The sequence below is a fragment of the Lactivibrio alcoholicus genome (genome assembly GCF_055390895.1).
Genome location: NZ_AP042471.1, coordinates 316,666 through 337,417, shown reverse-complemented (window position 1 = coordinate 337,417; position 20,752 = coordinate 316,666). Strand labels below are relative to the sequence as shown.

General features: G+C 59.8%; 19 protein-coding genes and 6 tRNA genes. All 25 read left to right on the top strand.

Annotation, left to right across the window (positions count from 1 at the left end; translation table 11 throughout):
• Window positions 1-56 precede the first annotated feature (56 nt).
• The 25 genes from ACZ5IU_RS01680 to ACZ5IU_RS01560 all read left to right on the top strand — a co-directional run bounded on the left by ACZ5IU_RS01680 (window position 57) and on the right by ACZ5IU_RS01560 (window position 20,702).
• A complete protein-coding gene (locus tag ACZ5IU_RS01680) occupies window positions 57-2,009 on the top strand; it encodes a tetratricopeptide repeat protein (protein ID WP_464419873.1) in 1,953 nt (650 codons plus the stop codon).
• Window positions 2,010-2,123: 114 nt separating this feature from the next.
• Window positions 2,124-3,197, top strand: a complete 1,074-nt coding sequence (locus tag ACZ5IU_RS01675; protein ID WP_464419871.1) for a hypothetical protein — start codon at window positions 2,124-2,126, stop codon at window positions 3,195-3,197.
• 169 nt (window positions 3,198-3,366) lie between these two features.
• On the top strand, window positions 3,367-3,984 hold the full coding sequence (plsY, locus tag ACZ5IU_RS01670) for a glycerol-3-phosphate 1-O-acyltransferase PlsY (RefSeq protein ID WP_464421783.1): 618 nt from the start codon (window positions 3,367-3,369) through the stop codon (window positions 3,982-3,984).
• A gap of 56 nt (window positions 3,985-4,040) precedes the next feature.
• Window positions 4,041-4,520 carry a CtsR family transcriptional regulator gene (locus ACZ5IU_RS01665; RefSeq protein ID WP_464419869.1) on the top strand — a complete coding sequence of 160 codons (480 nt, stop codon included), beginning with the start codon at window positions 4,041-4,043 and terminating at the stop codon, window positions 4,518-4,520.
• A 42-nt stretch (window positions 4,521-4,562) separates the two neighbouring features.
• Window positions 4,563-7,025: an ATP-dependent Clp protease ATP-binding subunit gene (locus ACZ5IU_RS01660; protein ID WP_464419867.1), complete on the top strand. Its 2,463-nt coding sequence runs from the start codon at window positions 4,563-4,565 to the stop codon at window positions 7,023-7,025.
• 39 nt (window positions 7,026-7,064) lie between these two features.
• Window positions 7,065-7,910 carry an SDH family Clp fold serine proteinase gene (locus ACZ5IU_RS01655; RefSeq protein WP_464419865.1) on the top strand — a complete coding sequence of 282 codons (846 nt, stop codon included), beginning with the start codon at window positions 7,065-7,067 and terminating at the stop codon, window positions 7,908-7,910.
• A 4-nt stretch (window positions 7,911-7,914) separates the two neighbouring features.
• Window positions 7,915-8,766, top strand: coding sequence for a peptidylprolyl isomerase (locus ACZ5IU_RS01650; protein ID WP_464419863.1), 852 nt, complete (start codon window positions 7,915-7,917; stop codon window positions 8,764-8,766).
• 171 nt (window positions 8,767-8,937) lie between these two features.
• Complete coding sequence (gene nhaC, locus ACZ5IU_RS01645; protein ID WP_464419861.1) at window positions 8,938-10,488, top strand: Na+/H+ antiporter NhaC; 1,551 nt, start codon at window positions 8,938-8,940, stop codon at window positions 10,486-10,488.
• Entirely contained in the window at window positions 10,485-10,919 is a 435-nt protein-coding gene (locus ACZ5IU_RS01640) for a hypothetical protein (RefSeq protein WP_464419859.1), read from the top strand. The genes nhaC and ACZ5IU_RS01640 overlap by 4 nt, the downstream gene beginning before the upstream one ends.
• Before the next feature lie 146 nt (window positions 10,920-11,065).
• Window positions 11,066-11,140: transfer RNA gene (locus ACZ5IU_RS01635), tRNA-Val, on the top strand.
• Window positions 11,141-11,158: 18 nt separating this feature from the next.
• Window positions 11,159-11,235, top strand: a tRNA-Asp gene (locus tag ACZ5IU_RS01630).
• 22 nt (window positions 11,236-11,257) lie between these two features.
• Window positions 11,258-11,333, top strand: a tRNA-Phe gene (locus ACZ5IU_RS01625).
• 18 nt (window positions 11,334-11,351) lie between these two features.
• Window positions 11,352-11,426: transfer RNA gene (locus ACZ5IU_RS01620), tRNA-Gly, on the top strand.
• Window positions 11,427-11,438: 12 nt separating this feature from the next.
• Window positions 11,439-11,512: transfer RNA gene (locus tag ACZ5IU_RS01615), tRNA-Cys, on the top strand.
• Between the two features lie 33 nt (window positions 11,513-11,545).
• A tRNA-Asn gene (locus tag ACZ5IU_RS01610) sits at window positions 11,546-11,621 on the top strand.
• A gap of 509 nt (window positions 11,622-12,130) precedes the next feature.
• Entirely contained in the window at window positions 12,131-12,328 is a 198-nt protein-coding gene (locus ACZ5IU_RS01605; RefSeq protein WP_464419857.1) for a hypothetical protein, read from the top strand.
• Between the two features lie 90 nt (window positions 12,329-12,418).
• Window positions 12,419-12,955, top strand: a complete 537-nt coding sequence (locus ACZ5IU_RS01600) for a DUF2924 domain-containing protein (RefSeq protein ID WP_464419855.1) — start codon at window positions 12,419-12,421, stop codon at window positions 12,953-12,955.
• Window positions 12,952-14,568, top strand: coding sequence for a recombinase family protein (locus tag ACZ5IU_RS01595; protein WP_464419853.1), 1,617 nt, complete (start codon window positions 12,952-12,954; stop codon window positions 14,566-14,568). The genes ACZ5IU_RS01600 and ACZ5IU_RS01595 overlap by 4 nt, the downstream gene beginning before the upstream one ends.
• Window positions 14,565-14,996 (top strand): hypothetical protein, encoded by a 432-nt coding sequence (locus ACZ5IU_RS01590; RefSeq protein WP_464419851.1) that lies wholly within the window; start codon window positions 14,565-14,567, stop codon window positions 14,994-14,996. The genes ACZ5IU_RS01595 and ACZ5IU_RS01590 overlap by 4 nt, the downstream gene beginning before the upstream one ends.
• 304 nt (window positions 14,997-15,300) lie before the next feature.
• Window positions 15,301-16,347, top strand: a complete 1,047-nt coding sequence (locus tag ACZ5IU_RS01585; protein ID WP_464419849.1) for a DMT family transporter — start codon at window positions 15,301-15,303, stop codon at window positions 16,345-16,347.
• A gap of 31 nt (window positions 16,348-16,378) precedes the next feature.
• On the top strand, window positions 16,379-17,053 hold the full coding sequence (lexA, locus tag ACZ5IU_RS01580; RefSeq protein WP_464419847.1) for a transcriptional repressor LexA: 675 nt from the start codon (window positions 16,379-16,381) through the stop codon (window positions 17,051-17,053).
• 21 nt (window positions 17,054-17,074) lie between these two features.
• On the top strand, window positions 17,075-18,241 hold the full coding sequence (locus ACZ5IU_RS01575) for a hypothetical protein (protein ID WP_464419845.1): 1,167 nt from the start codon (window positions 17,075-17,077) through the stop codon (window positions 18,239-18,241).
• Window positions 18,213-19,292, top strand: coding sequence for a hypothetical protein (locus ACZ5IU_RS01570; RefSeq protein ID WP_464419843.1), 1,080 nt, complete (start codon window positions 18,213-18,215; stop codon window positions 19,290-19,292). Before ACZ5IU_RS01575 ends, ACZ5IU_RS01570 begins: the two co-directional genes overlap by 29 nt.
• 307 nt (window positions 19,293-19,599) lie before the next feature.
• Window positions 19,600-19,932, top strand: a complete 333-nt coding sequence (locus ACZ5IU_RS01565; RefSeq protein ID WP_464419841.1) for a hypothetical protein — start codon at window positions 19,600-19,602, stop codon at window positions 19,930-19,932.
• Window positions 19,933-20,114: 182 nt separating this feature from the next.
• On the top strand, window positions 20,115-20,702 hold the full coding sequence (locus tag ACZ5IU_RS01560; protein WP_464419839.1) for a sigma factor: 588 nt from the start codon (window positions 20,115-20,117) through the stop codon (window positions 20,700-20,702).
• Window positions 20,703-20,752: the final 50 nt, after the last annotated feature.

The following is a 20,752-nucleotide window of genomic DNA, read 5'->3' as shown; positions in this document are numbered from 1 at the left end:
GTGACGAAACAAAATACGAACCGCCGAGAGGCTTGTTTTGATGGAGATTACGTGCGATGCAACGCTCCTTTGAAGAATGGCTTCGGGGAAAGACGCTTGAGGAACCGGCCGGGAGTTCGCATACGGTCACCGGTGTCCCTCTCGGCCTTCCCATCGTGCCGAAGGAGAGCTTTCTTCCGGTTCCCGGATCGCCGCAGAAATCGCTTCCCGCAGAAACCGCGATGTCCGGGGATGTCTCCGGCGAACCGGAAGAACCGCCTGTCCCGTCGCCTTCGGAACCCGAAACGACCGTTTCCCGTACCGACGCTCTCTTCCCGTCCGTCGACGCGGACGAGATCCTTCGCGAGGAACAGGACGAAGACGAGACAGAGAGCATCCCATCCCCTGAGATCGACGTCTCTCCTTCCGTTCGGGAAACGCCGCGGGAAGAGCCGGTGCGCAGGTACGTTCCGCCGGTGGATGTCGTTTCCGATGTCGAGCAGCAGTTTCTGACCGACCAGGATGCGATTGACGAGACCCGCGCGAGGCGAACGCGCCGAATCTTTGTCGCGCTCCTGCTTTTCTGTGCGGTCGCCGGTGCGGGATACTGGTGGGGAACGAGGATGACTGCCGACGAACTGAACAGCAGGGGAGTGGTGCTTCTGGACTCCGGGAAGCCCGACGAAGCGCTGCAGATCTTCCGAAAGGCGGAGAAAAAATCTCCCGATTCCCTGCCCGTGCTGCTGAATATCGCGAAATCGCTCGAAAGGCTCGGTCGACAGGGAGAGGCGGTGGACGCCTATTTCCGATGTCTCCAGGTCGCACCGTCGAACCCGGAGATCCATCTTCACCTGGGAACGCTCTTCAGAGCGCTCGCCTCTCCCGAGAAGGCCATACGCTCGTTTCAGGACGTTCTCCAGGCGGATCCGGAGAACGCGCAGGCACTTCTTGGTCTCGGACTCTCGTATCTCGACCGGGACGATGCCGCTCAGGCGGTGCCCGTACTGGAACGGGCGCTCGGGGCGGGTGCGGACGCCACGGAATGCAATGCCGCGCTCGGAAAGGCCAGGATGGCTCTCGAGGAGCAGAGAAGGATCCATGAGGCGCAAAAGGCCAGGGAACGGGCCCTTGAGACCGTCGAGCGCGGAAGGGTATCCCAGATGCTGGCCCGTTACGAGGAGGCCGAGTCGCATTTCGAGGAGGCGCTGAAGCTCGATCCGGAAAACGAGATCGCACAGCTTGCGCTGGCGGGGCTTCTGAGAAAGGTCGGCAGATTCTCCCGCGCGAGGGAGCTGTATGAAAAGGTTCTCATGAAATCGCCGGAACACCAGGAAGCGCGTTCCGGGCTGATGGAAACGCTCAGACTCGAGGTCGTCGGCGATCGTCCCGCGAGTCCCGATGCGGACATCCGCGAAAACCGGAAAGAAACGAAGCCGACTCACGCGCCGACCCGGAGTCCATCCCGCCGGGGATCGTCGCAGCGTCGTTCCGGCAGAGGCTCCACAGAGGGAAGCGGCGGGATGGGGGGTGCCTTCACGGATGTGCCGGCGCCGACACGTCGGACGCCACCGGCGGGGGATCCTCTGGAACGGTTCTTCGCCGTCCCGGGAACGACGGCGGCGAATGCCGAGAGGCCAACTTTCCGTCACTTTCCCTTCCCGCTCGGAGAATACGCGCCGCGCCGCCTTCCGCTGCCGGATTCCGTTCCGTTCAGGCCGTCTCCCGTCGTTTTTCCGTACCTCCTTGCGGTATCCTCATTGCAGCAGGCTGTGTCCATAAACCCGGACGGACAGAAGCTCTACCTCGAAATCATCCGGAACCGCGGAAGAGCCGCGGCCGGATCCGGGAGGGGCGGAGTTCTGAACTCGCTTCTTCCCGAGGAGGAAGGGCTGTATTCGCTGTTTCTCGCCCATGCGTTGCGGTCCGCCGGTTCGCATGAAAGCGCGGACGAGGTTTTACGCAACGCGAGACGGTTTTTCCCGGGCGACGCGAGAAGCAGAATGGTCGTACGGTATCTTTCCGGGAGTTGAAATCCCGTTTCCCTTTTCAAGAACTTGTGAATCAGGTATACTGGTCACCGGTGTTGTCCGGTGGCCGCGATAATGCCGGGGGATCTCTATTCGTGCATAGGCGGTGATCAGGGAATGGAAGGAATACGCGCGGAGGAATGGGTACGGTCATATTTCCAGCGATTCTCTCTTTACGATGAGTTCACGCAGAGAATCAGAAATCTCGTCGAGGATCTCGTTCAGTCGGAAGGTATTCTTTTTCATACCGTTGAGGGGCGGACGAAAACTCCCGGCGAGCTGACGCGCTATCTCTCCATGTCCCCGGGCGATGCGCCGGCATCGCTGGACGAGATCCCCGCTCTCGCGACAGTTCGGATCCTCCTGCTTTTTCCCGAGGATGCCATACGGGTCGAGCAGATCCTCCAGAAGGAGTTTCTCGTAGACCTCGCCCGTTCGACGCCGTCTTCGAAACTCGAAGATCCCGATAGATTCGGATATCCCGCTATATCGTACGTCGTGAGCCTCGATTCAACGCGCAGCGGTCTCCGGGAATGGGAGAAATACCGCGGCCTGAAGCTCACCGTTCAGGTCCGCACGGTGATCCAGGAGGCATGGGCGGTCGTCTCTCCGCAATTCGCAGTCCCCATGGATACGGCGTCGAGAAACCGCATTCGCAGGAAGCTCTCGCGGATCAGCGCGCTTCTCGAGGAAGCCGATGAGGCGTTCCTCGAAATCCGCGGTGCGGCGAAAACCGATTCCATTCCGGTCGCCGCTCCCGTGGAGACGGTCGAGGCGGCCGCGGTCCGGAACATGACGGCCGGTGATCTTGCGGCGTTTTTCGACGCGCACCCCGACGTTCTCGACCTCTGGTCGCGCAACGCCGTCCTCGCGGGATTCCAGGTGTTCCCCGCGTCGCCGGAACATCTGGCGGAGAGCAGGAACGACCTCTTCGACGTCCTCAGGGCTGCTGAGATCACGACGATCGAGGCGTTCGAGTCCTTCCTCTCGGACCTCGCACAGGAGGAGAAGGGGCTGCGTCAGCTGGAGACCATATGCAAGGCGTTCGAAAAGGAACTTCCCTCGTGGAAGGTGGACGGATATTCGGCGCTCTTCCTGCTCGTGCTGAATCTCCGGTGGGATACGCTCCAGAACAAGGATCTCGTCGCGCTCAACGTCAAGAGAGGATCGGACCGGATCAAGGGGCAATAACCGTACCTCGCGCCCCTTCCGATAGGGTGAGTTCGTCTGGAAACGACAGGGGGAGCCGCGGCTCTCCCTTTTTTTCGCGCTTCCCGCGTCGCTTCCGGCATGGGGACCGGCGCGTGTCCCGGCACGAACGGATGTCGGTACCGAAGGAGGGATCGTTCGGGTGGAACGCATGATGTGGGTCGTGATCGGATACCTGTTCGGATCATTTCCCACAGGATACCTGGTTGTCCGGCTGCTGAAAGGGATCGACGTCAGAACCATCGGATCCGGCAACATCGGAGCGACGAACGTAGGACGATGTCTCGGTCGCTTCTGGGCTGTGTTCGTCACGATCGTCGACATGCTCAAGGGGGGCATTGCGGTCCTGATCGTCCGGCAGCTGGCGCAGGGGGGAGGAGACGCACCGTGGCTGCTTGCCGCGGTCGGGACAGCCGCCGTGCTCGGGCACAACTTCCCCGTATGGCTTGGTTTCCACGGAGGGAAGGGGGTCGCGACGACTTACGGAATGCTCTTCTTTCTCGATCCGCCGGTTTCCTGCTATGCGGTTCTCGCCGGAGGTGCGATATGGTTCCTGCTTCTCGGAATCTGGAGGTACGTTTCCCTCGCGTCGCTCGTTTCCATCTGGGGAGTGACGGCCGCATTCGTCCTGTTGCGTTCCGGACCGGCACCGATCGCCGCGACAGTCTGTCTGGCCCTGATGGTCCTCGTACGGCACAGGGCGAATCTGAAACGCCTCATAGCCGGTGCGGAACCCCGGATCGGAAGCAAGAAGAAACCGTTGGATTGACTATATCTGACCAATGCTCTACAATGGCAGCACCATGGAACGTAGGGGGTTGAAGAATGCCGAGCCTCACCAGAGTCATCGAAAACTACATCAACAACCTGTTCGCCGATGAAGACGAGAGTGCGGTTTCTCTTCGCCGCAAGGAACTTGCGGAGATTTTCGGCTGCGTGCCGAGCCAGATCAACTATGTTCTCCGGAGCCGTTTCACGCCGGAACGGGGATATATCGTCGAGAGCCAGCGCGGCGGACATGGATTCATCAGGATCGTCAAGATATGCTACGACATGCCCGAAGACCGGATCGTCCACATCGAGGACATCGTCGGCGATTCTTTGACGGAACAGGATGCCAAGCGGCTGCTGGCTTCGCTTCAGGAGCGCGGGATGATCGATGCCAAGGAACGCCTGCTCATCGAAGTCGCGCTCCGCTATGTGGACGATGTCGGAACATCGGAGTTCGACGTTTCGCCCTACAAGAGGAACGCACTGCAGGCGGAACTGCTCAAGCGCATGCTCCGGAGCCTGGCGCTCGCGTGATTTTTTCCGCGAAGTGATTCATGACAAGGGAAGGGAACGAGAATGTGGCAGTTTTTCACTGAACGGGGAAGGAAAGTCGTGCAACTGGCGCACAGGGAAGCGCTCAGGCTGGGGCACGACGTCATCGGAACGGAACATATTCTCCTCGGGATCATCGCCGAGGGGGAGGGCGTCGCCTGTCAGGTGCTCGAGACGCTTGGAGTGGATACGAAGGCGCTCTGGAAGCGCATCGAAGAGACCACGGGACGGAACAACCCCATCCTGAAGCCCGTGGACCTTCCGCTGAGCCCGAGGGCAAAGCGGGTTCTCGACCTGTCTATTCGCGAGGCCCGGGGGATGGGGGTCAACTACGTCGGAACGGAACACATCCTTCTCGGGATTCTGTCCGAAGCAGAGGGAATCGCAGCTCAGACGCTCACATCGACGGGTGTCGATTACGCGTCGGTGCAGCGCGAAATCGGTCGGATCCTCTCGGGAGGAGACAGTCCGGCCGAACGGGATGTCGACGGTTCCGGGGAACAGTCCCGGAAAAAAGCGAAGACGAAGACGCCGACGCTTGACCAGCTCGGTGTGGATATCACCGAGAAGGCGCATCAGGACGAACTCGATCCCGTCATCGGGCGAGAGAAGGAGATTCAGCGGGTCGTCCAGATCCTCTGTCGGAGGACGAAAAACAACCCCGTTCTGATCGGCGACCCGGGCGTCGGCAAAACGGCGATCGTCGAGGGGCTCGCCCAGCGGATCGCGTCGGGCTCGATTCCTGAGATTCTCCGCGACAAGCGCGTCTTTCAGCTCAATATGGGAAATCTCGTTGCGGGGACGAAATACCGGGGCGAATTCGAGGAGCGGATGCGCAAGGTCGTCAAGGAACTGCGGGAGTGCAGGGATGTCATCCTGTTCATCGACGAGATCCATACGATCGTCGGCGCCGGAGGCGCGGAGGGGGCCGTCGACGCGGCGAACATCCTCAAGCCGAGCCTGTCGAGGGGCGAGTTCCAGGTCATCGGCGCGACGACGGTCGAGGAATATCGGAAACACATCGAAAAGGACGCCGCTCTTGAACGGCGTTTCCAGCCGGTTATGGTCGATGAGCCGTCTGTGGCGGATTCGATCAGTATCCTGCGTGGATTGCGCGACCGCTACGAATCGCACCATCGTGCGGTCATCTCCGATAACGCGATCGAGTCTGCCGCCCGCCTGTCGTCCCGGTACATCACGGAGCGATTTCTTCCGGACAAGGGGATCGACCTGATCGACGAGGCGGGCGCGCGCGCGCGTCTTCACACGATGGAAGCCCCGGAGGATCTGAAGGGGCTCGAGAGGCGTCTCGAGGAGATCCGGCGCGAAAAGGAGGCCGCAGTCGATTCCCAGGAGTTCGAGAAGGCGGCGCATCTCCGCGACGAGGAACGCAGGCTTTCGGACGAGCTCGAGGAATGCAGGAGGACGTGGCATTCGAAGAGAAACGAAGAACGCCCGGTTGTGACGGAAGAGGATATTGCCACGATCGTTTCCGAATGGACCGGAATTCCCGTTTCGCAGATCTCGGAGGAAGAGTCGAAGCGACTGCTGCGCATGGAGGAAGAAATCGAAAAACGACTCATCGGGCAGAATGAAGCGGTTCATTCCGTTGCCCGCGCGGTACGTCGGGCGAGAAGCGGTCTCAAGGATCCCGGACGCCCGATCGGGAGCTTCCTGTTCCTCGGTCCGACCGGTGTCGGAAAGACGGAGCTGGCGCGGTCCCTGGCAGTCTTTCTTTTCGGAAGCGATCACGCGATGATTCGGCTCGATATGAGCGAGTTCATGGAGCGTCACGAGGTTTCCAAACTCATCGGGGCGCCTCCCGGGTACGTGGGGTACGAAGAGGGCGGGAAACTCACCGAGGCGATCCGCAGGAAGCCGTATTCCGTGGTGCTCTTCGACGAGATCGAAAAAGCGCATCCCGACGTCTTCAATGTCCTTCTGCAGATCATGGAAGACGGGCGGCTGGCCGACGGGCAGGGACACACAGTGGATTTCCGGAACGCGGTCATTATTATGACGAGCAATGTCGGTGCCCGCGATTTCGCGAAAGGATCTTCCCTCGGGTTCTCATCGGGGGACGCATCCGACCCCTACGATTGGGACAAGATGAAGAACACGATAATGGACGAAGTGAACCATACGTTCAGGCCCGAGTTCCTCAACAGGATCGACGAAACCATCGTGTTCCGGCCGCTCGGGAAGGACTCCATGCTCCGGATCGTCGATATCATGGTCGGTGAGGTCGCCTCAAGGATCAGGGAACAGAAGATGTCGATCGTCGTGTCGGAAAGTGCGCGTGAATTCCTGCTCCATGAGGGGTACAAGCCGCGTTTCGGAGCGCGGCCGCTGCGGAGGACCATTCAGCGCCTCGTCGAAGACAGGATCGCGGACATGCTTCTGGACGGGACGGCGTCGCCCGGAGTCACGGTCTCCGTGGACGGAGGGAAGGAAGGCCTGACGTTTTCGATGTCCGCGGGCAAGTGATACGCGTGCAAACCAGGGTGCCTTCGGGGAGGGAATGATATGGACGGTTCCGGCGTGTGGTTCCTGCTTCTGATCTTCTTTTTCGTTATCCCGCAGTTGCGCCAGCAACTTCTCAGGTGGAAACGCTACTCGATGTTGCGTGCGTGCGAAAAGCACCGGGGGACGAGAATCATCACGCTGATACACCGGCAGGAGAGCGTCGGCTTCTGGGGGCTCTTCTCCCGGAACTACATCAACATAGAGGATTCGGAACAGATTCTCCGCGCGATCCGCCTGACTGCGGAGAGTACGCCGATCGATCTGATCGTCCACACTCCGGGGGGGCTCCTGCTCGCCGCCGAGCAGATCGCGTACGCGCTCAAACAACATCCCGCGAAAGTCACGGTCGTGGTGCCGCACTACGCGATGTCCGGCGGAACGATGATCGCGCTCGCTGCCGACGAGATCCTTATGGATCGCTACGCGGTGCTCGGACCCGTCGATCCGCAGATAGGCCAGTATCCGGCCGCGTCCATCCTGAAGGCTGTCGAGCGGAAGCCGGTTTCCGAGGTGGACGATTCGACGCTCATTCTCGCCGATGTGAGCGAAAAGGCGATCGCGCAGACGCAGACGTTCGTGGAGTCGCTCCTTCGCGAACGAATGGGAGGAGAAGAGGCGAAAAGAACAGCGATTGCGCTGACCGAAGGACGATGGACCCACGACTACCCGATAACGGCCGAAGAAGCCGCGATTCTGGGACTCCCTGTGAAAACGGATGTCGGAGACAGTATCTGCGATATTATGAGTCTCTACCCGCAGTCGGGCGAGGGCCGTCCGTCCGTCCAGTATATTCCGTTGCCGTACCCGGGAACCCCTTCCGGGAACATGCAAGAAAAAAGGAGTTAGCACCGTGCGCGCCGGAAGATTTCTTCTCCTGTTCGCGGTTTGTGCGATCCTGTTCCCGGAACGCCCGCTCTTTTCCGAAGAGCGGGCTCCGGTCATCCGTTGCGGGGATGAGACCGTATCGGTGGAGGAGGTGCGCTACCTGCTCGCGCAGCAGGCAGGCGGAAACGAGGGAATCGCCTCGGTGATCCTGGATCAGATGAACGAGGCGGATACAAAACTCTTTCTGGATAATATCGTTGAATCCATGCTCCTGGCAAAAGCCGCCCAACTTCAGGGGCTTCATCTGGAACGGAGGGTGGCGGCGCAGATCCGCTGGAACGAGATCAACCTTCTTGCGCAGGCGTACGTCGGATGGGCGTCGGAGCGCTGGGATATGAGCGACGGCGCTCTCAGGGCATTCTACGACTCGCACCGGGAGCTGTTCTTTCAGGACGATGAAGTGCACGTGCGCCAGCTTCTCTTCAGGACCGAAGAAGAGGCGCGGAATGCGTGCATCGATCTCATGGGAGGAGCATCGTTCGACATGCTTGCGGAAGGGAAAAGCATCGATCCGGTCAGTTCGCGGAGCGGCGGCGATCTCGGATGGATCAGGCGTCACTCGATGCCGCAGAATGTCGACGACGTTCTTTTTTCGCTCGCCGAAGGCGCCGTATCGAAGCCGGTACGCTCGGAATACGGGTATCACGTCTTTCAGATCCTCGAACGCAGGGAACGCCGTCCGCTGGAATTCGTGGAGTGCCGAGACTCGATCAGAGAGGCCCTCGGACGAAACTACCTCTCGAAGGATCTGGAGCAACTCAGGGAACGACTCAAACCCGTCGTATCGACCGAAGTTCTCAGGACGACAACGAAATAGCGGCGGATACACGAGATGAAGCAACACTCCGGAGCGCGGAAGTTCAGGCGCTCCGTTTTTTTAATTTTTCCGCAGGTGCTCGAATGTCCGGAGAAGTGTCCTATAATGGGCCCGTGTTGCTCGCTGCGATCGCGGCGATGATCGCTTTTTCATACCGGAGGGGATAGTGGCATGGGAACGGAACGATCCTGGAGGAAACCGACCATCACTGAAGCACTGGTAGTCCTGATTGTCGATGCGTTGATCATCAGTTACGGCGTTCTGAGCATCAAGACGGGAAGCGGTTGGACGTTCGGTCTCGGGCTGAGCGCGCATATTCCGCTCTTTCTCGCGACAACGTTCTCGGCGGTATCCGGGATGGTGCTACTCCGTACTCCGTGGAAACGCCTCGAAGAGGGAATCGTTTCGGCGATAACGGTCGCGATGCAGGCCATCATCATTCTTCTCGCGATCGGGGGCCTCGTGGGATCCTGGATTCAGAGCGGCGTCGTCCCGTCGCTCATCTACTATGGTCTCAATCTCCTGTCGCCGCAATACTTCCTGCTTGCATCCCTTCTTATCTGTGCGGTGGTCTCTCTCTCGACGGGAAGCTCGTGGAGCACGAGCGGCACGGTCGGGATAGCGCTGATGGGAATCGGGGCGGGGCTCGGCATCCCGGCTCCGGTGACGGCGGGGTTCATTCTCTCCGGAGCCTACTTCGGCGACAAGATGTCTCCCCTTTCCGACACCACGAACCTTGCGCCTGCCGTGTCGGGCTCCGAACTGTTCGACCACATCAGGGCGATGCTCTGGACGACCCTGCCGACCCTCTGCATCGTGATGATTCTCGCGTGGTTCATGGGAGCGAAGTATGGATCGGGCGCGCTCGACGCGACGAAAATCACGCTGATCCAGAAGATGATGGCCGCGGAGTTTCCCGTTTCTGCGCTGGGGTTCATCCCGCCTCTTCTCGTTCTCGTACTTGCGATGATGAAGATCCCGGCGATTCCAGGAATCGTGAGCGGGATGCTTCTCGGCTCCGTATTCGCGCTCATGCACGGGCTCGACCTCGCGAGCGTGCTCAACGCGATGCACTCCGGGTACAGCACGTCTCTGATCACGAATGTTTCGGAAGCTGCCGACCTGTCTGCGCTTACCGAAGCCCTCAAGGGAACGGCGCTTCAGGTCTCGGGAGCGATCGACGTCGATTTGTATAAGAACGTGGCATCTCTTCTAAAAGACCTGCTCAATCGCGGGGGAATGTCCTCCATGCTCGGAACGATCTCGCTGATCCTGCTTGCACTCATGCTCGGAGGCGTCATGGAGACGTGCGGATACCTCGAAGTCATCCTCGAGCGGCTGATGCAGTCCGTCAGAACGGTCGGCGGTCTCATAACTTCCGTCATCGCTTCCTGCGTCTTCGCGAATCTCTTCCTCGGAGACCAGTATCTCGCGATCGTCATTCCCGGACGCATGTTCAAATCGGGCTTCGAGACGTTCGAACTTGGAGGAAGAAAACTCGCTCCCCGGATGCTCTCGCGTTCCCTCGAAGACGCTGGAACCCTGACGTCAGTCCTCGTTCCATGGAACACCTGCGGAGCCTACAACAGCGGCGTTCTGGGCGTCGCGACGCTCGAGTATCTTCCCTACGCGTTTCTGAACTGGCTGAACCCGCTCGTCGCGATTGCGATGACATATATGGGAATCGGCGTTTTCTGGAAGGAGCGGAAGCCCGAAAGATGACGCCGCAGACGGGTCGACTCCCCGCGCAGAGCGCCGCGCCGTTTCCGAAGTGGATGAAATTCGTCTCGGTTTTTCTGGGCGTCTTTCTGATCGCCGAAGGAGCTCGCGGCTTCGTCGCCCCTTCGGGGCGTGGAGCGTATCTCGCGTTTCCGTACTTTCTCGTCGGAGCGGTATGTATGTATATTTTCGGATACGACAAGCGTCTTTACCTCGATCGCGAAGGCATCGTACGCGAAACGATCCTCTGGGGACGTGTCCGCAGAGACGTGACTTCCTGGTCCGAGATCGTTGGAGTGTCGATCCGGCCCATGAACGGACGGATTCTGGCATTCTTCCGAAGGGGAGAGAAGGGCTGGAGGATGCGTTTCGCGTCCGAGGAGGATCTTCGCGCCTTCCTGAAGGACATCGTACCGGAAGTCCCCGTGGAATGAGGGCGACGGAGCGTTTCACCGGTTTCCGCAGATCCGTGCCGGTTGAATAGTTGGAGAATTCGGGGCTGAACTTTCTTCCCGGTCAAGGTGTTGACACAACCGGAATGCCCGGATATACTAACCCTCGCGTTGATCGAACGCGAGGCGGGCGGATAGTTCAGCGGTAGAACACCTGCCTTACACGCAGGGGGTCACAGGTTCGAACCCTGTTTCGCCCACCAAATTTGGAGTCCCGATGCGGGGTCGTAGCTCAGTCGGTTAGAGCGTCGGCCTGTCACGCCGAAGGTCGCGAGTTCGAGTCTCGTCGGCCCCGCCATTTACCTCTTTGAGTTTCAAGAGGCGGGATAGCTCAGTTGGTAGAGCAGCGGACTGAAAATCCGCGTGTCCCCAGTTCAACTCTGGGTCCCGCCACCACTTTGATAACTGAAATGTGCGGAAGTAGCTCAGGGGTAGAGCACAACCTTGCCAAGGTTGGGGTCGCGGGTTCAAATCCCGTCTTCCGCTCCATTTTAACATCGCGGCGGCATAGCCAAGTGGTAAGGCAGAGGACTGCAAATCCTTCATCCCCAGTTCGAATCTGGGTGCCGCCTCCACTTTTTCAATGACAGCAGATGCAGAACACATATTCCTCGGTAGCTCAATCGGCAGAGCGGGTGGCTGTTAACCACTAGGTTCGAGGTTCGAGTCCTCGCCGAGGAGCCAAAATTCAATCCGCTGATTTCAGCGGTTCTTGTTTAACGCAAGACCCCGTGGGGTGATCCCCTCGGGGTCTCGTCGTTTCCGGCGTGCCCACGCCGACTTACGCCCGCCCGCACATTTACCCTGTTTCTCCAGTTCGAAGCCCTCAGTCCGGGGGCCGGGTGCAACCCTGGGGGCTGCGGGCGCTCATCGAAAATGTCTTTTCCGAATTCTCCCGTTCTCCGTTTTTCGAATCGCCTTGTTTAACGGCCCGGCTGCATCCGGACACCCGTTTCGACATTTCGAACTCCCCTCCGGTAGGTATCTGCCGAAAGCCGGATCAAGTGGTCCGGCGCAAGCGGATTACCAGACAGCGGGAACAGCCGTGAGATCGGAGACCGTTGTGGGTGCCGGCGACATCGCCCTCGGGCGGTGTCGAACGGGCTCCAACGGCCTTCTCGATGACCGGCCTATCCAGTCCCGCGGCATCCATCACGGAACCCTTCCTCGGCCTCCCGCAAAAGGAGGACCGGATGCCGGCCAACGAACACGTCCCAATCTCTCTCGACGAGGTGATATCGGAGATCGCCGCGATCCTGGCCCGGGGTTACATGCGCCATCGAAACGGACGCCGAATCGCCCCTGATTCCGGCAGTGGGGCAGAGCATGTAGCGCAAGTTGAAGAATCTGATGCGTTTACGGAGAAACGCCTTGATATTCCGGGCCACTGAAGCCTTCATTCATTCACGAGTTAACGCCCTGAGATTGCGGCGCGGACGGGCCGCCCGCAGGGCGAAGCCCATGAACCAAGGAGGTTTCGGATGGAAGCAACAACGTATCAAGAGGTCCAGGGGCTCTCCCGGATGACCGTCGGAGAACTCCGGGACAAGTACCTCGAGGTCTTCGGAGAAGAGACCCGCTCCTACCACAAGGAGTTTCTTCGCAAGCGAATCGCCTGGCGCATTCAGGCTCTGGCGGAGGGTGACCTTTCGGAGCGGGCCCGGCGCAGAGCTGAGGAACTGGCCAATGACGCCGACCTGAGAACGCGGTCTCCGCGTGATCCGGTCGCCTCGGGTTCCGCCGAGGTCAAGGCGAGAACGGCGACCAGCCGCATATCCCCGTCGCACGACCCGAGGCTGCCGCTGCCCGGGACTCTGCTCGCCCGCGAGTTCCAAGGTCGCGACATTGTGGTCAAGGTACTCGACAACGGCTTCGAGTTCGACGGCCGACGGTACAAGTCCCTCTCAGCCGTCGCCAAGGAGGTCACCGGGAGCAAATGGAACGGGTTCCTCTTCTTCGGTATCGCCGATGCCGCGACCAAGGGCGGGAGCCGCAAACCCGAGAGGAGGAACGAATGAGCAGAAACAATAACCACGGCCGGGGAGAAGCCCTGGAGTCGACATCAAGAACCAACGGGACGATCCGCTGCGCCATCTACACCCGCAAGTCCACAGACGAGGGGCTGGAGCAGGAGTTCAACAGCCTCGACGCACAGAGGGAATCCGCGGAAGCCTATATTGCGAGCCAAAGACACGAGGGATGGGTGTGCATCCCGGATCGGTTCGACGACGGCGGCTTCACCGGCGGCAACATGGATCGGCCCGCCCTCAAGCGGCTCTTCGCCGGCATCGAGTCGGGCGGCATCGACTGCGTGGTGGTCTACAAGGTGGACCGTCTGAGCCGGTCCCTTCTGGACTTCGCCCGCATGATGGAGCTCTTCGACAAGCACTCCGTGAGCTTCGTCTCGGTCACCCAGCAGTTCAACACGACCAGTTCCATGGGGCGTCTCACGTTGAACATCCTTTTATCTTTTGCCCAGTTCGAGCGGGAGATCATCTCGGAGCGCACCCGCGACAAGATGTCCGCCGCCCGGCGCAAGGGCAAGTGGGTCGGCGGGATGCCGGTTCTCGGGTATGACGTCGACCCGAAAGGCGGCAGGTTGATCGTCAACGAGGACGAAGCCGTACAGGTCCGGGGGATGTACCAGCTCTACCTGGAGCACAAAGCCTTGATCCCTGTCGTTCAGGAAATCGAACGACGCGGCTGGAAAAACAAGCAGTGGACGACCAAGAAGGGTCAGGATCGCGGCGGAAAGCCTTTCACCAAGAACAGCCTCTTCCGGCTTCTGACCAACGTGATTTACACCGGCAAGGTCGATTACAAGGGAACCATATACAACGGCGAACACGACGGAATTGTCGACGTCGATCTTTGGCAGCGGGTGCAGGATGCTCTCCGACGGAACGGCAGCACCGGAGGAAAAGAGGTGCGCAACAAATACGGAGCGCTGTTGAAGGGACTGCTCTACTGCGCTCCCTGCGGCACGGGGATGGTGCATACGTATACGGCCAAGGACAACGGCAAACGGTATCGCTACTACGTCTGCCTGAACGCGCAACAACGAGGCTGGGCGTCCTGTCCGACCAAGTCGCTCAACGCGCACGAGATCGAGACCGCGGTGGTCGAACACATCCGAGGCATAGGCAGGAATGAGGAAATCATCGCAGCGACGGCTGCAAAGGTTCGGGAAGAGAGCGGCAAGCGCATGGTGGAACTGGAAACCGAACAACGCGGCCACGAACGTGAACTCAAACGGCTGCACACCAGAGTCCAGAAGCTGGTGAGCGAGTCCTTCACCGCCGCCTCGAACGGAGGGGCGGCCATGGACCAGCTCGCCGACCTTCAGGATCGGATTCGAACCATAGAACAGCGGATGACCACCATACGCGAAGAGGTCATCGCCATCCAGAGAGAAACCGTTGACGAAGGGGAAATGGCCCGGGCGCTGGCGGTCTTCGCCCCGGTTTGGGAGTCACTGTCCCCCCGAGAACAATCACGGATCGTCCGACTCCTCGTCGAGCGCGTCGGTTATGACGGGCGGGACGGTAGAGTGACCGTGACCTTCCGCTCAGCGGGAGTCAAGGCGCTGTGCAGCGAGGCCGACATCCGCAGTCGGGAGGTGTCCGCATGAAAAATACCGCATCCGACGGAACGGGACTGAGCCGGCTGGAGATCTCCTTCAGTTTCAAACCCAAGAACCGCAGGAAAAGCGACAACCATCCACACGAGGTAGACCGAACCATCGAGCCGGGGAATCTGCCCCGCATCTCTAAGCTGATGGCATTGGCAATCCGCTTCGACGGTCTGGTCCGGCGCGGCGAAGTGCGGGACTATGCCGATTTGGCCAGGCTCGGCTATGTGACGCGCGCACGCATCACCCAGATCATGAACCTGCTCAACCTGGCTCCTGACATCCAGGAGGCGATTCTCTTCCTGCCCCGGACGGTCAAAGGGCGTGACCGGCTTCGGGAGAAAGAGGTCCGTCCCATTGCTGCAGTTCCCCACTGGTCGCGTCAACGAAAGATGTGGGCAAAGCTGACCGCCGAGCGGATGAGCTGACGATCCTGCCCAAGGCAACTGGCAGCCTATCTATCCCCCCGTTCGATCGCCGATCTCTCTTCTCATTCCCGCCGGCAATTCCCCAAACCTCCTGATTCATGTACATTTTTCTATTGACCTGACGCCTATCAGGTCGTATAATATCAGCACGTAACGTGGCCGTGGATCGCCCACCATTTCGCGGGATACATCCAGTGAACGAGCCGTTCTGGCGGTCATTTTGAAAGCCATCCGCGGATAGCAGCAAGTTTGTGGAGCCTGATCCCACCGTAGAGATAAGCAGGTAAGAAAGAGATAAGGAGCAATGAAATTCACAGGATTCAAACCCGGGGTGCCTGCCGCATTAGGAGCGGCGCTACTCTTCGGTGGTGGCACCCCGCTTGCGAAATTGTTGCTACATGGCGGCAATCCGTGGCTGTTGGCCGGCATCCTCTATCTTGGATCAGGTTTAGGCATCACTCTCTATCGTATGGTTCGCCGTATGCATGCCGGCAAACTGGAACATGAGGAATGGCGGTGGTTTGCAGGTGCGATTCTTGCCGGGGGTGTGGTCGGGCCGGTGTTATTGATGTTCGGACTTTCGGGGATGCCAGCCTCCGGCGCATCGCTACTACTTAATACAGAAGGAGTGTTCACGGCGCTTCTGGCATGGTTTGTATTCAGAGAGAATTTCGACCGTCGCATTGCAATAGGGATGATCGCCATTGTCTCGGGCGCCGCTGTAATAAGTTGGCCGGAAGACGCTCATTTCTCCGCGGTCTTACCGGCCCTGGCGGTTGTGGGAGCTTGCCTGTCATGGAGCATCGACAACAATCTGACGTGCAAGGTATCGCATATCGATGCAACGTGGATCGCTTCCGTTAAAGGCCTTGCGGCAGGTGGAGTGAACATATGTATCGCCCTCGTACTGGGTGCGGACTGGCCGCCGTTGCCCAGCATGGCGGGAATGCTACTTGTCGGCTGTTTTTCCTATGGCATTAGCCTGATTCTTTTCGTGGTTGCACTGCGCCATGTTGGAACAGCCAGGACAGGTGCCTATTTCTCTATCGCTCCGTTTTTTGGAATGGCATTGGCAATCCCGCTTCTGGGTGAAGCGGTCGACGCACGTTTGATCATCGCTGGAACACTCATGGCATTGGGTATCTGGCTGCATTTGACCGAACGACACGAACACGAGCATGTGCACGAAGCGAAGGAGCATGAGCATGAGCACGCCCACGATTGTCATCACCAGCATGAGCACGGCGAGGGGAGCCAGCCTGTAACCAATCATAATCATCGGCACTATCACGCGCCATTGGAGCATATTCATAACCATTTCCCTGATACCCACCACCGGCACGCCCATTGAACATGCCATTAGCAGAGGGTTGAGGATACATATGAGTCAAAGACCGCGAGGCAGACGCCCCGTTCATGAAATAACCGAGCCGCAACGCCGTACATTGAAGGAGATCCGCCTCTTCACGAACCGGCGGGGGTTCCCCCCGACCATGAAGGAACTCGCGGACATCCTCGGCATATCGCACGCCAGCGCCCACGGCCAGGTGAGCCAGCTTGTCCGCAAGGGCTATCTGAAGCGCGAACCCCGGAAGGCTCGTGGAATTGCGATTGTCCGCGAACCCGAGGACGACATCCCCGATCTTGTGGCCGTCCCCATCGTCGGCCGGGTGGCGGCCGGCCAGCCCATCTTGGCCGAGGAGAACATCGTCGGAGAGGTGCTGGTCGAAGGCGGGATCGCCCGGGCAGGCCGGTGCTTCGCCCTGGAAGTGACCGGAGACAGCATGGTGGACGCCGGAATCCGGGAGCGTGACTTGGTGGTGGTACGACAACAGCCCGTGGCGGAGAACGGCGACATTGTTGTCGCGTTGTTGGAGGACGAGGCCACGGTGAAACGGCTTTTCATCCGTGACGAGAGAATCGAATTAAGGCCGGAGAACCCGAACCATCGACCGATCCCGGTGGGACCCGACGACGGGCTCCGCATCCTCGGCAAGGTCGTCGCCGTCAGGCGGCCCAGCTCGAACACTCAAACGCCGGGGACGGCCTGGCAATAAGAAGCAAGGAGGAAATAACGAATGGCAACGTACAATCTCAGGCGTTTTGCCCATGCCGACGGCCTCAAGGCCATCGCGCGTGAGCATCTATTGGCTCTGCTGAACCCTCACAAGCCCTACTTTGACGGCCGAGGATTGACGTTGCCACCGCCGTCCGCCTCCGACGGCATCGATTACGACCAACTCGTCAATGTTCTTATGAACCCGGATACGGACACGCCGAAGGGCCTGCTCGACGCACTCTACTTTGTGCATGAGATGGCCACGCCCGAAGCTATGGACGTCCTTCTCCAAGAGGCGGAGAACAATGGCATCTCTCTCGACGGGAACCCGGACCCCACCGCGGCCGACGTGGCCGTTCAGGTCTACCTGCAGGACAAGGACCTTCTTGAGCGCAAGCACGCCGAGCAGTACCTCTTGAAGCCCCGGTCCTTCGAGTATTTTCAGACCGATACACATCCGATCCCCAAGTTCAAACCGCCGACAGCGAAAGCGCTCGTGGCTCTGGAAAAGGACCTCGACGATTGGTTCGAGAAGAAGAAGCGCGGCAGGGGATCGAAGGTCTTCGTTTACCCCAAGAAGGATTCCGTGTGGTTTCTGGTGCGTCACGGTGATCCGTTGCGGCGCGAGGGCAGCCTCGACGGCGGTCAGGCTTCGAGCGTCTTCTACCGTCCAGAGAAATACGACGTGCTGGTTTACGAACCGACCATCGGCGAGATTCGAATGCACGCTTGTGGAAAAGGGGAAAAGGACCTCTTCCGCCGGCAGTTCGGCCGCCATGTGTTCAGCAAGGAGGATTTCTTCCCTGAGACCGGCAAGTACACTCTCGATCCGCTTCGAAACGGCGGAGACACATCCATCGTCTGCACCGACGTGGACGGCATGGAATGGGTGCGGCTCAAGGAGATTCAGTTCTTCTGGGGTGGCTCCGAAAAGGAGATCGAGATACGTAAGGCTAACGACGTGTTCGCCGCCTATGCCGGCCGCGGCCGCGCCATGCCCCAGAAGGCACGGATCATCCGGGCGAGCTTTCAGGTGAAATTCACCGACTCCAAGACGGCCCGGACCGTGACCATCCGCCCATCGAACATCGCCCAGTACACCAGGGACAGCGACGCCGCCGTGGTCGAAGACTGGCTCACCAAGCGCGGGTTCATCCTTGCCGAGCAGGAAGACGATGAGGAATAGACCGACCGGATTCTGGCAGGCGCTTGAAACCGTCCCCGGCGCGGCCGCGGTGGATGCCGAGTGGGAAGCCCGGTTCGGGAACGACTATGGGGCGGCGAAGGCCTTCCTTCGTCCGAACGGCAAACTGGCGTCTTCACATCCCTGCATGGTTCAACGCGGCTGCGGCTGTGAGCACGAAGTGGTCGTGCACGGTCCGGAGGACATTGTCGCCGTCTGCAGGTGCGAACGTGGATGCGAGACCTTTGTCCTGCAGCGATCCGACATCGTGGTCTATGAGCTGGATCGTCCGGCTCTCGACACGGCGCTCGCCAAGGTCTTCGACCTGATCGCAGAAACCGACGCGGGAACCGACCTTCCCGGAACGACGCGCATCGGCGTTTACTCTCCATATGCCGGATACCGTTTCCCGGTCTACCTGACCATCCAGATCGAACCCGACGATTTCAGCGAGGCAGTGGATGGTCTCCTGGGGAGGAATAGCACGCCGTTCATTCTCTTGTCTCCCACACGGGAACTCTGCTCCGCGAAGGCGGAGAAGCGGCTGACCGACAAGCGGTCTGGCTTCGTGTCCCTGTCGGAAAGCGTTGCCATCGGTGACAAGCGACAACTTCGGCTTCTTCGTCCACTCGATGAAGTCCTGGCCCAATTCCGCAGTTCCAATCTTCCATCGCCGAAGGAAGGAGACTCCATGGTCTTCTTCCCCACACCACCGGATGCAACCTGGAGAGACGTATCGATCCGCTTCAAGGACGGGCATACCGTCTCGGTCAAAGCGAAAACGGCCGGAGGCGTGTTCAATTACACGCAGATGGGCATGGCCAACAAGAAGAACGGCGATCCCACCGTTCAATGGGAGCTGCTCAAGGTATTCGCTGATGAACGTGGAGTATTGGACTGGAGCAGCAACAAGGCCCATAGACGCAACCAGAAACGCCGCGAACTCCTCGCCGCCAACCTGCGCGACTTCTTCCGCATCGAAGGCGATCCCTTCCGACTGACGGATGACGGAAAGGGTTGGCAGGCACGCTTCCTTATCTCCCCCGACGAATAGCCTCTCCTCCGAGTCAGCGAAATTTCGCTGGGCCTCCGGAAAAAAGTCAAAAAAAGTTTCCCCTCTATAGCTCGGGCATCCGCCTGAAATCTCCGCATTTTCCTGTCCTTCGCCATCAACGCGCCGGGCCGTCCAGCCCCTCTCATCGAAATTTCGCCAAAGAGGGGTGACGGTCCGGCGAGACCCTCACCCCTGGAAAAGACGCCCGGATGATCCGGGTGAACGCCCCCTGGGAGGTCCATTCGCCGGACCCGCCTCCCAGGGGGCTTTTCGTTGATGCGCCCAAGGGCGCGAAAGGAGGTCCGGTATGACGGATGTCGTGACAAAGGCGGCCCTGACTCCTGCCAGGAAACGCCTGGTCGAGCTGATGCAGGAGATCAACTACGGACGGATCGAGGGACTGGGCGTCCAAGACGGCGAGCCGGTCTTCGATCCCCCGCCCACCGTGCTGCGGCTGTTCTTGTTCGGAAAGGACAACGGGCCGAACGAATCCCGCGGCAACGACGGCTTCGCTCTGAAAAAGAAGGTGGCGGAGCTGTTCGAGGTCTTCGACCGGGAGCGTTCGCTCTCGATCCAGGAACTCATGATCGACAACGGATTGCCCGTCCGCATGACCGTGGCGGACGCGGTCCGGGTCTGATTCAGACCCGGCCATAGAGCACGGTCCATCACCAGACAACAGACTGGCCGCAGAGCGGAGGTCGTTGTGGGTGTCGCCGATACCGGCGTACTCGCAACACCTCCGCTCGCATCGTTTAGAGCGGTCGTCCCGGCATTGATCGACACCCACACGAGCTCCTCCTCGGCCCCGAGGAGGCTCAGATGGGTTTCGACAAACGCTACGAAGGAATCGACGAGTATGCCGTTCAGATCATCAAGTACAAGGCGAGACAACTGGTCGGACGGGTGGGCTTCACCGAGTCTGACCGCGAGGACCTGGAGCAGGAGATGCTGATGGACCTGCTCCAACGCCTGCCCAAGTACGACCCCGACCGCGCCCAGCGCAACACCTTCATCGCCCGCGTGGTGGAACACAAGATCGCCACCATCATCGAGGCGCGGAAGGCCGGACTGCGGGATTACCGGCTCTGCAATTGTTCGCTCAACGACCGCTTGGAAGACGAGGAAGGCGGCTCCGTCGAGCGCATGGAGACCATCGATCAGGAGGATTACCTGCGCCGCACGGGCAGACTTTCACGCCCTGCCTCCGAGTTGCGCGATCTCTCCCTCGACGTTCGCAAGGCAATCGAGAAGCTTCCGCCCGAGCTGCGTGAACTGTGCAAGCGTCTCGATACCGACACCGTCACGGAGATCTCCCGCGACACCGGGATTCCGCGGGGGACGATCTACGAGTCCATCAACAAGCTGCGCGCGATCTTCGAAGACGCCGGACTGAGGGACTACCTCTGATCGTCCGACGGTCCGGGTCCGCCTCCGGTAGGTATTGACCGGGTCGGATG

Coding starts and splice junctions, on each gene's coding strand:
- ACZ5IU_RS01680 (WP_464419873.1), top strand. CDS start 57: ATGCAACGCTCCTTTGAAGAATGGCTTCGGGGAAAGACGCTTGAGGAA.
- ACZ5IU_RS01675 (WP_464419871.1), top strand. CDS start 2,124: ATGGAAGGAATACGCGCGGAGGAATGGGTACGGTCATATTTCCAGCGA.
- plsY (WP_464421783.1), top strand. CDS start 3,367: ATGATGTGGGTCGTGATCGGATACCTGTTCGGATCATTTCCCACAGGA.
- ACZ5IU_RS01665 (WP_464419869.1), top strand. CDS start 4,041: ATGCCGAGCCTCACCAGAGTCATCGAAAACTACATCAACAACCTGTTC.
- ACZ5IU_RS01660 (WP_464419867.1), top strand. CDS start 4,563: ATGTGGCAGTTTTTCACTGAACGGGGAAGGAAAGTCGTGCAACTGGCG.
- ACZ5IU_RS01655 (WP_464419865.1), top strand. CDS start 7,065: ATGGACGGTTCCGGCGTGTGGTTCCTGCTTCTGATCTTCTTTTTCGTT.
- nhaC (WP_464419861.1), top strand. CDS start 8,938: ATGGGAACGGAACGATCCTGGAGGAAACCGACCATCACTGAAGCACTG.
- ACZ5IU_RS01640 (WP_464419859.1), top strand. CDS start 10,485: ATGACGCCGCAGACGGGTCGACTCCCCGCGCAGAGCGCCGCGCCGTTT.
- ACZ5IU_RS01605 (WP_464419857.1), top strand. CDS start 12,131: ATGCCGGCCAACGAACACGTCCCAATCTCTCTCGACGAGGTGATATCG.
- ACZ5IU_RS01600 (WP_464419855.1), top strand. CDS start 12,419: ATGGAAGCAACAACGTATCAAGAGGTCCAGGGGCTCTCCCGGATGACC.
- ACZ5IU_RS01595 (WP_464419853.1), top strand. CDS start 12,952: ATGAGCAGAAACAATAACCACGGCCGGGGAGAAGCCCTGGAGTCGACA.
- ACZ5IU_RS01590 (WP_464419851.1), top strand. CDS start 14,565: ATGAAAAATACCGCATCCGACGGAACGGGACTGAGCCGGCTGGAGATC.
- ACZ5IU_RS01585 (WP_464419849.1), top strand. CDS start 15,301: ATGAAATTCACAGGATTCAAACCCGGGGTGCCTGCCGCATTAGGAGCG.
- lexA (WP_464419847.1), top strand. CDS start 16,379: ATGAGTCAAAGACCGCGAGGCAGACGCCCCGTTCATGAAATAACCGAG.
- ACZ5IU_RS01575 (WP_464419845.1), top strand. CDS start 17,075: ATGGCAACGTACAATCTCAGGCGTTTTGCCCATGCCGACGGCCTCAAG.
- ACZ5IU_RS01565 (WP_464419841.1), top strand. CDS start 19,600: ATGACGGATGTCGTGACAAAGGCGGCCCTGACTCCTGCCAGGAAACGC.
- ACZ5IU_RS01560 (WP_464419839.1), top strand. CDS start 20,115: ATGGGTTTCGACAAACGCTACGAAGGAATCGACGAGTATGCCGTTCAG.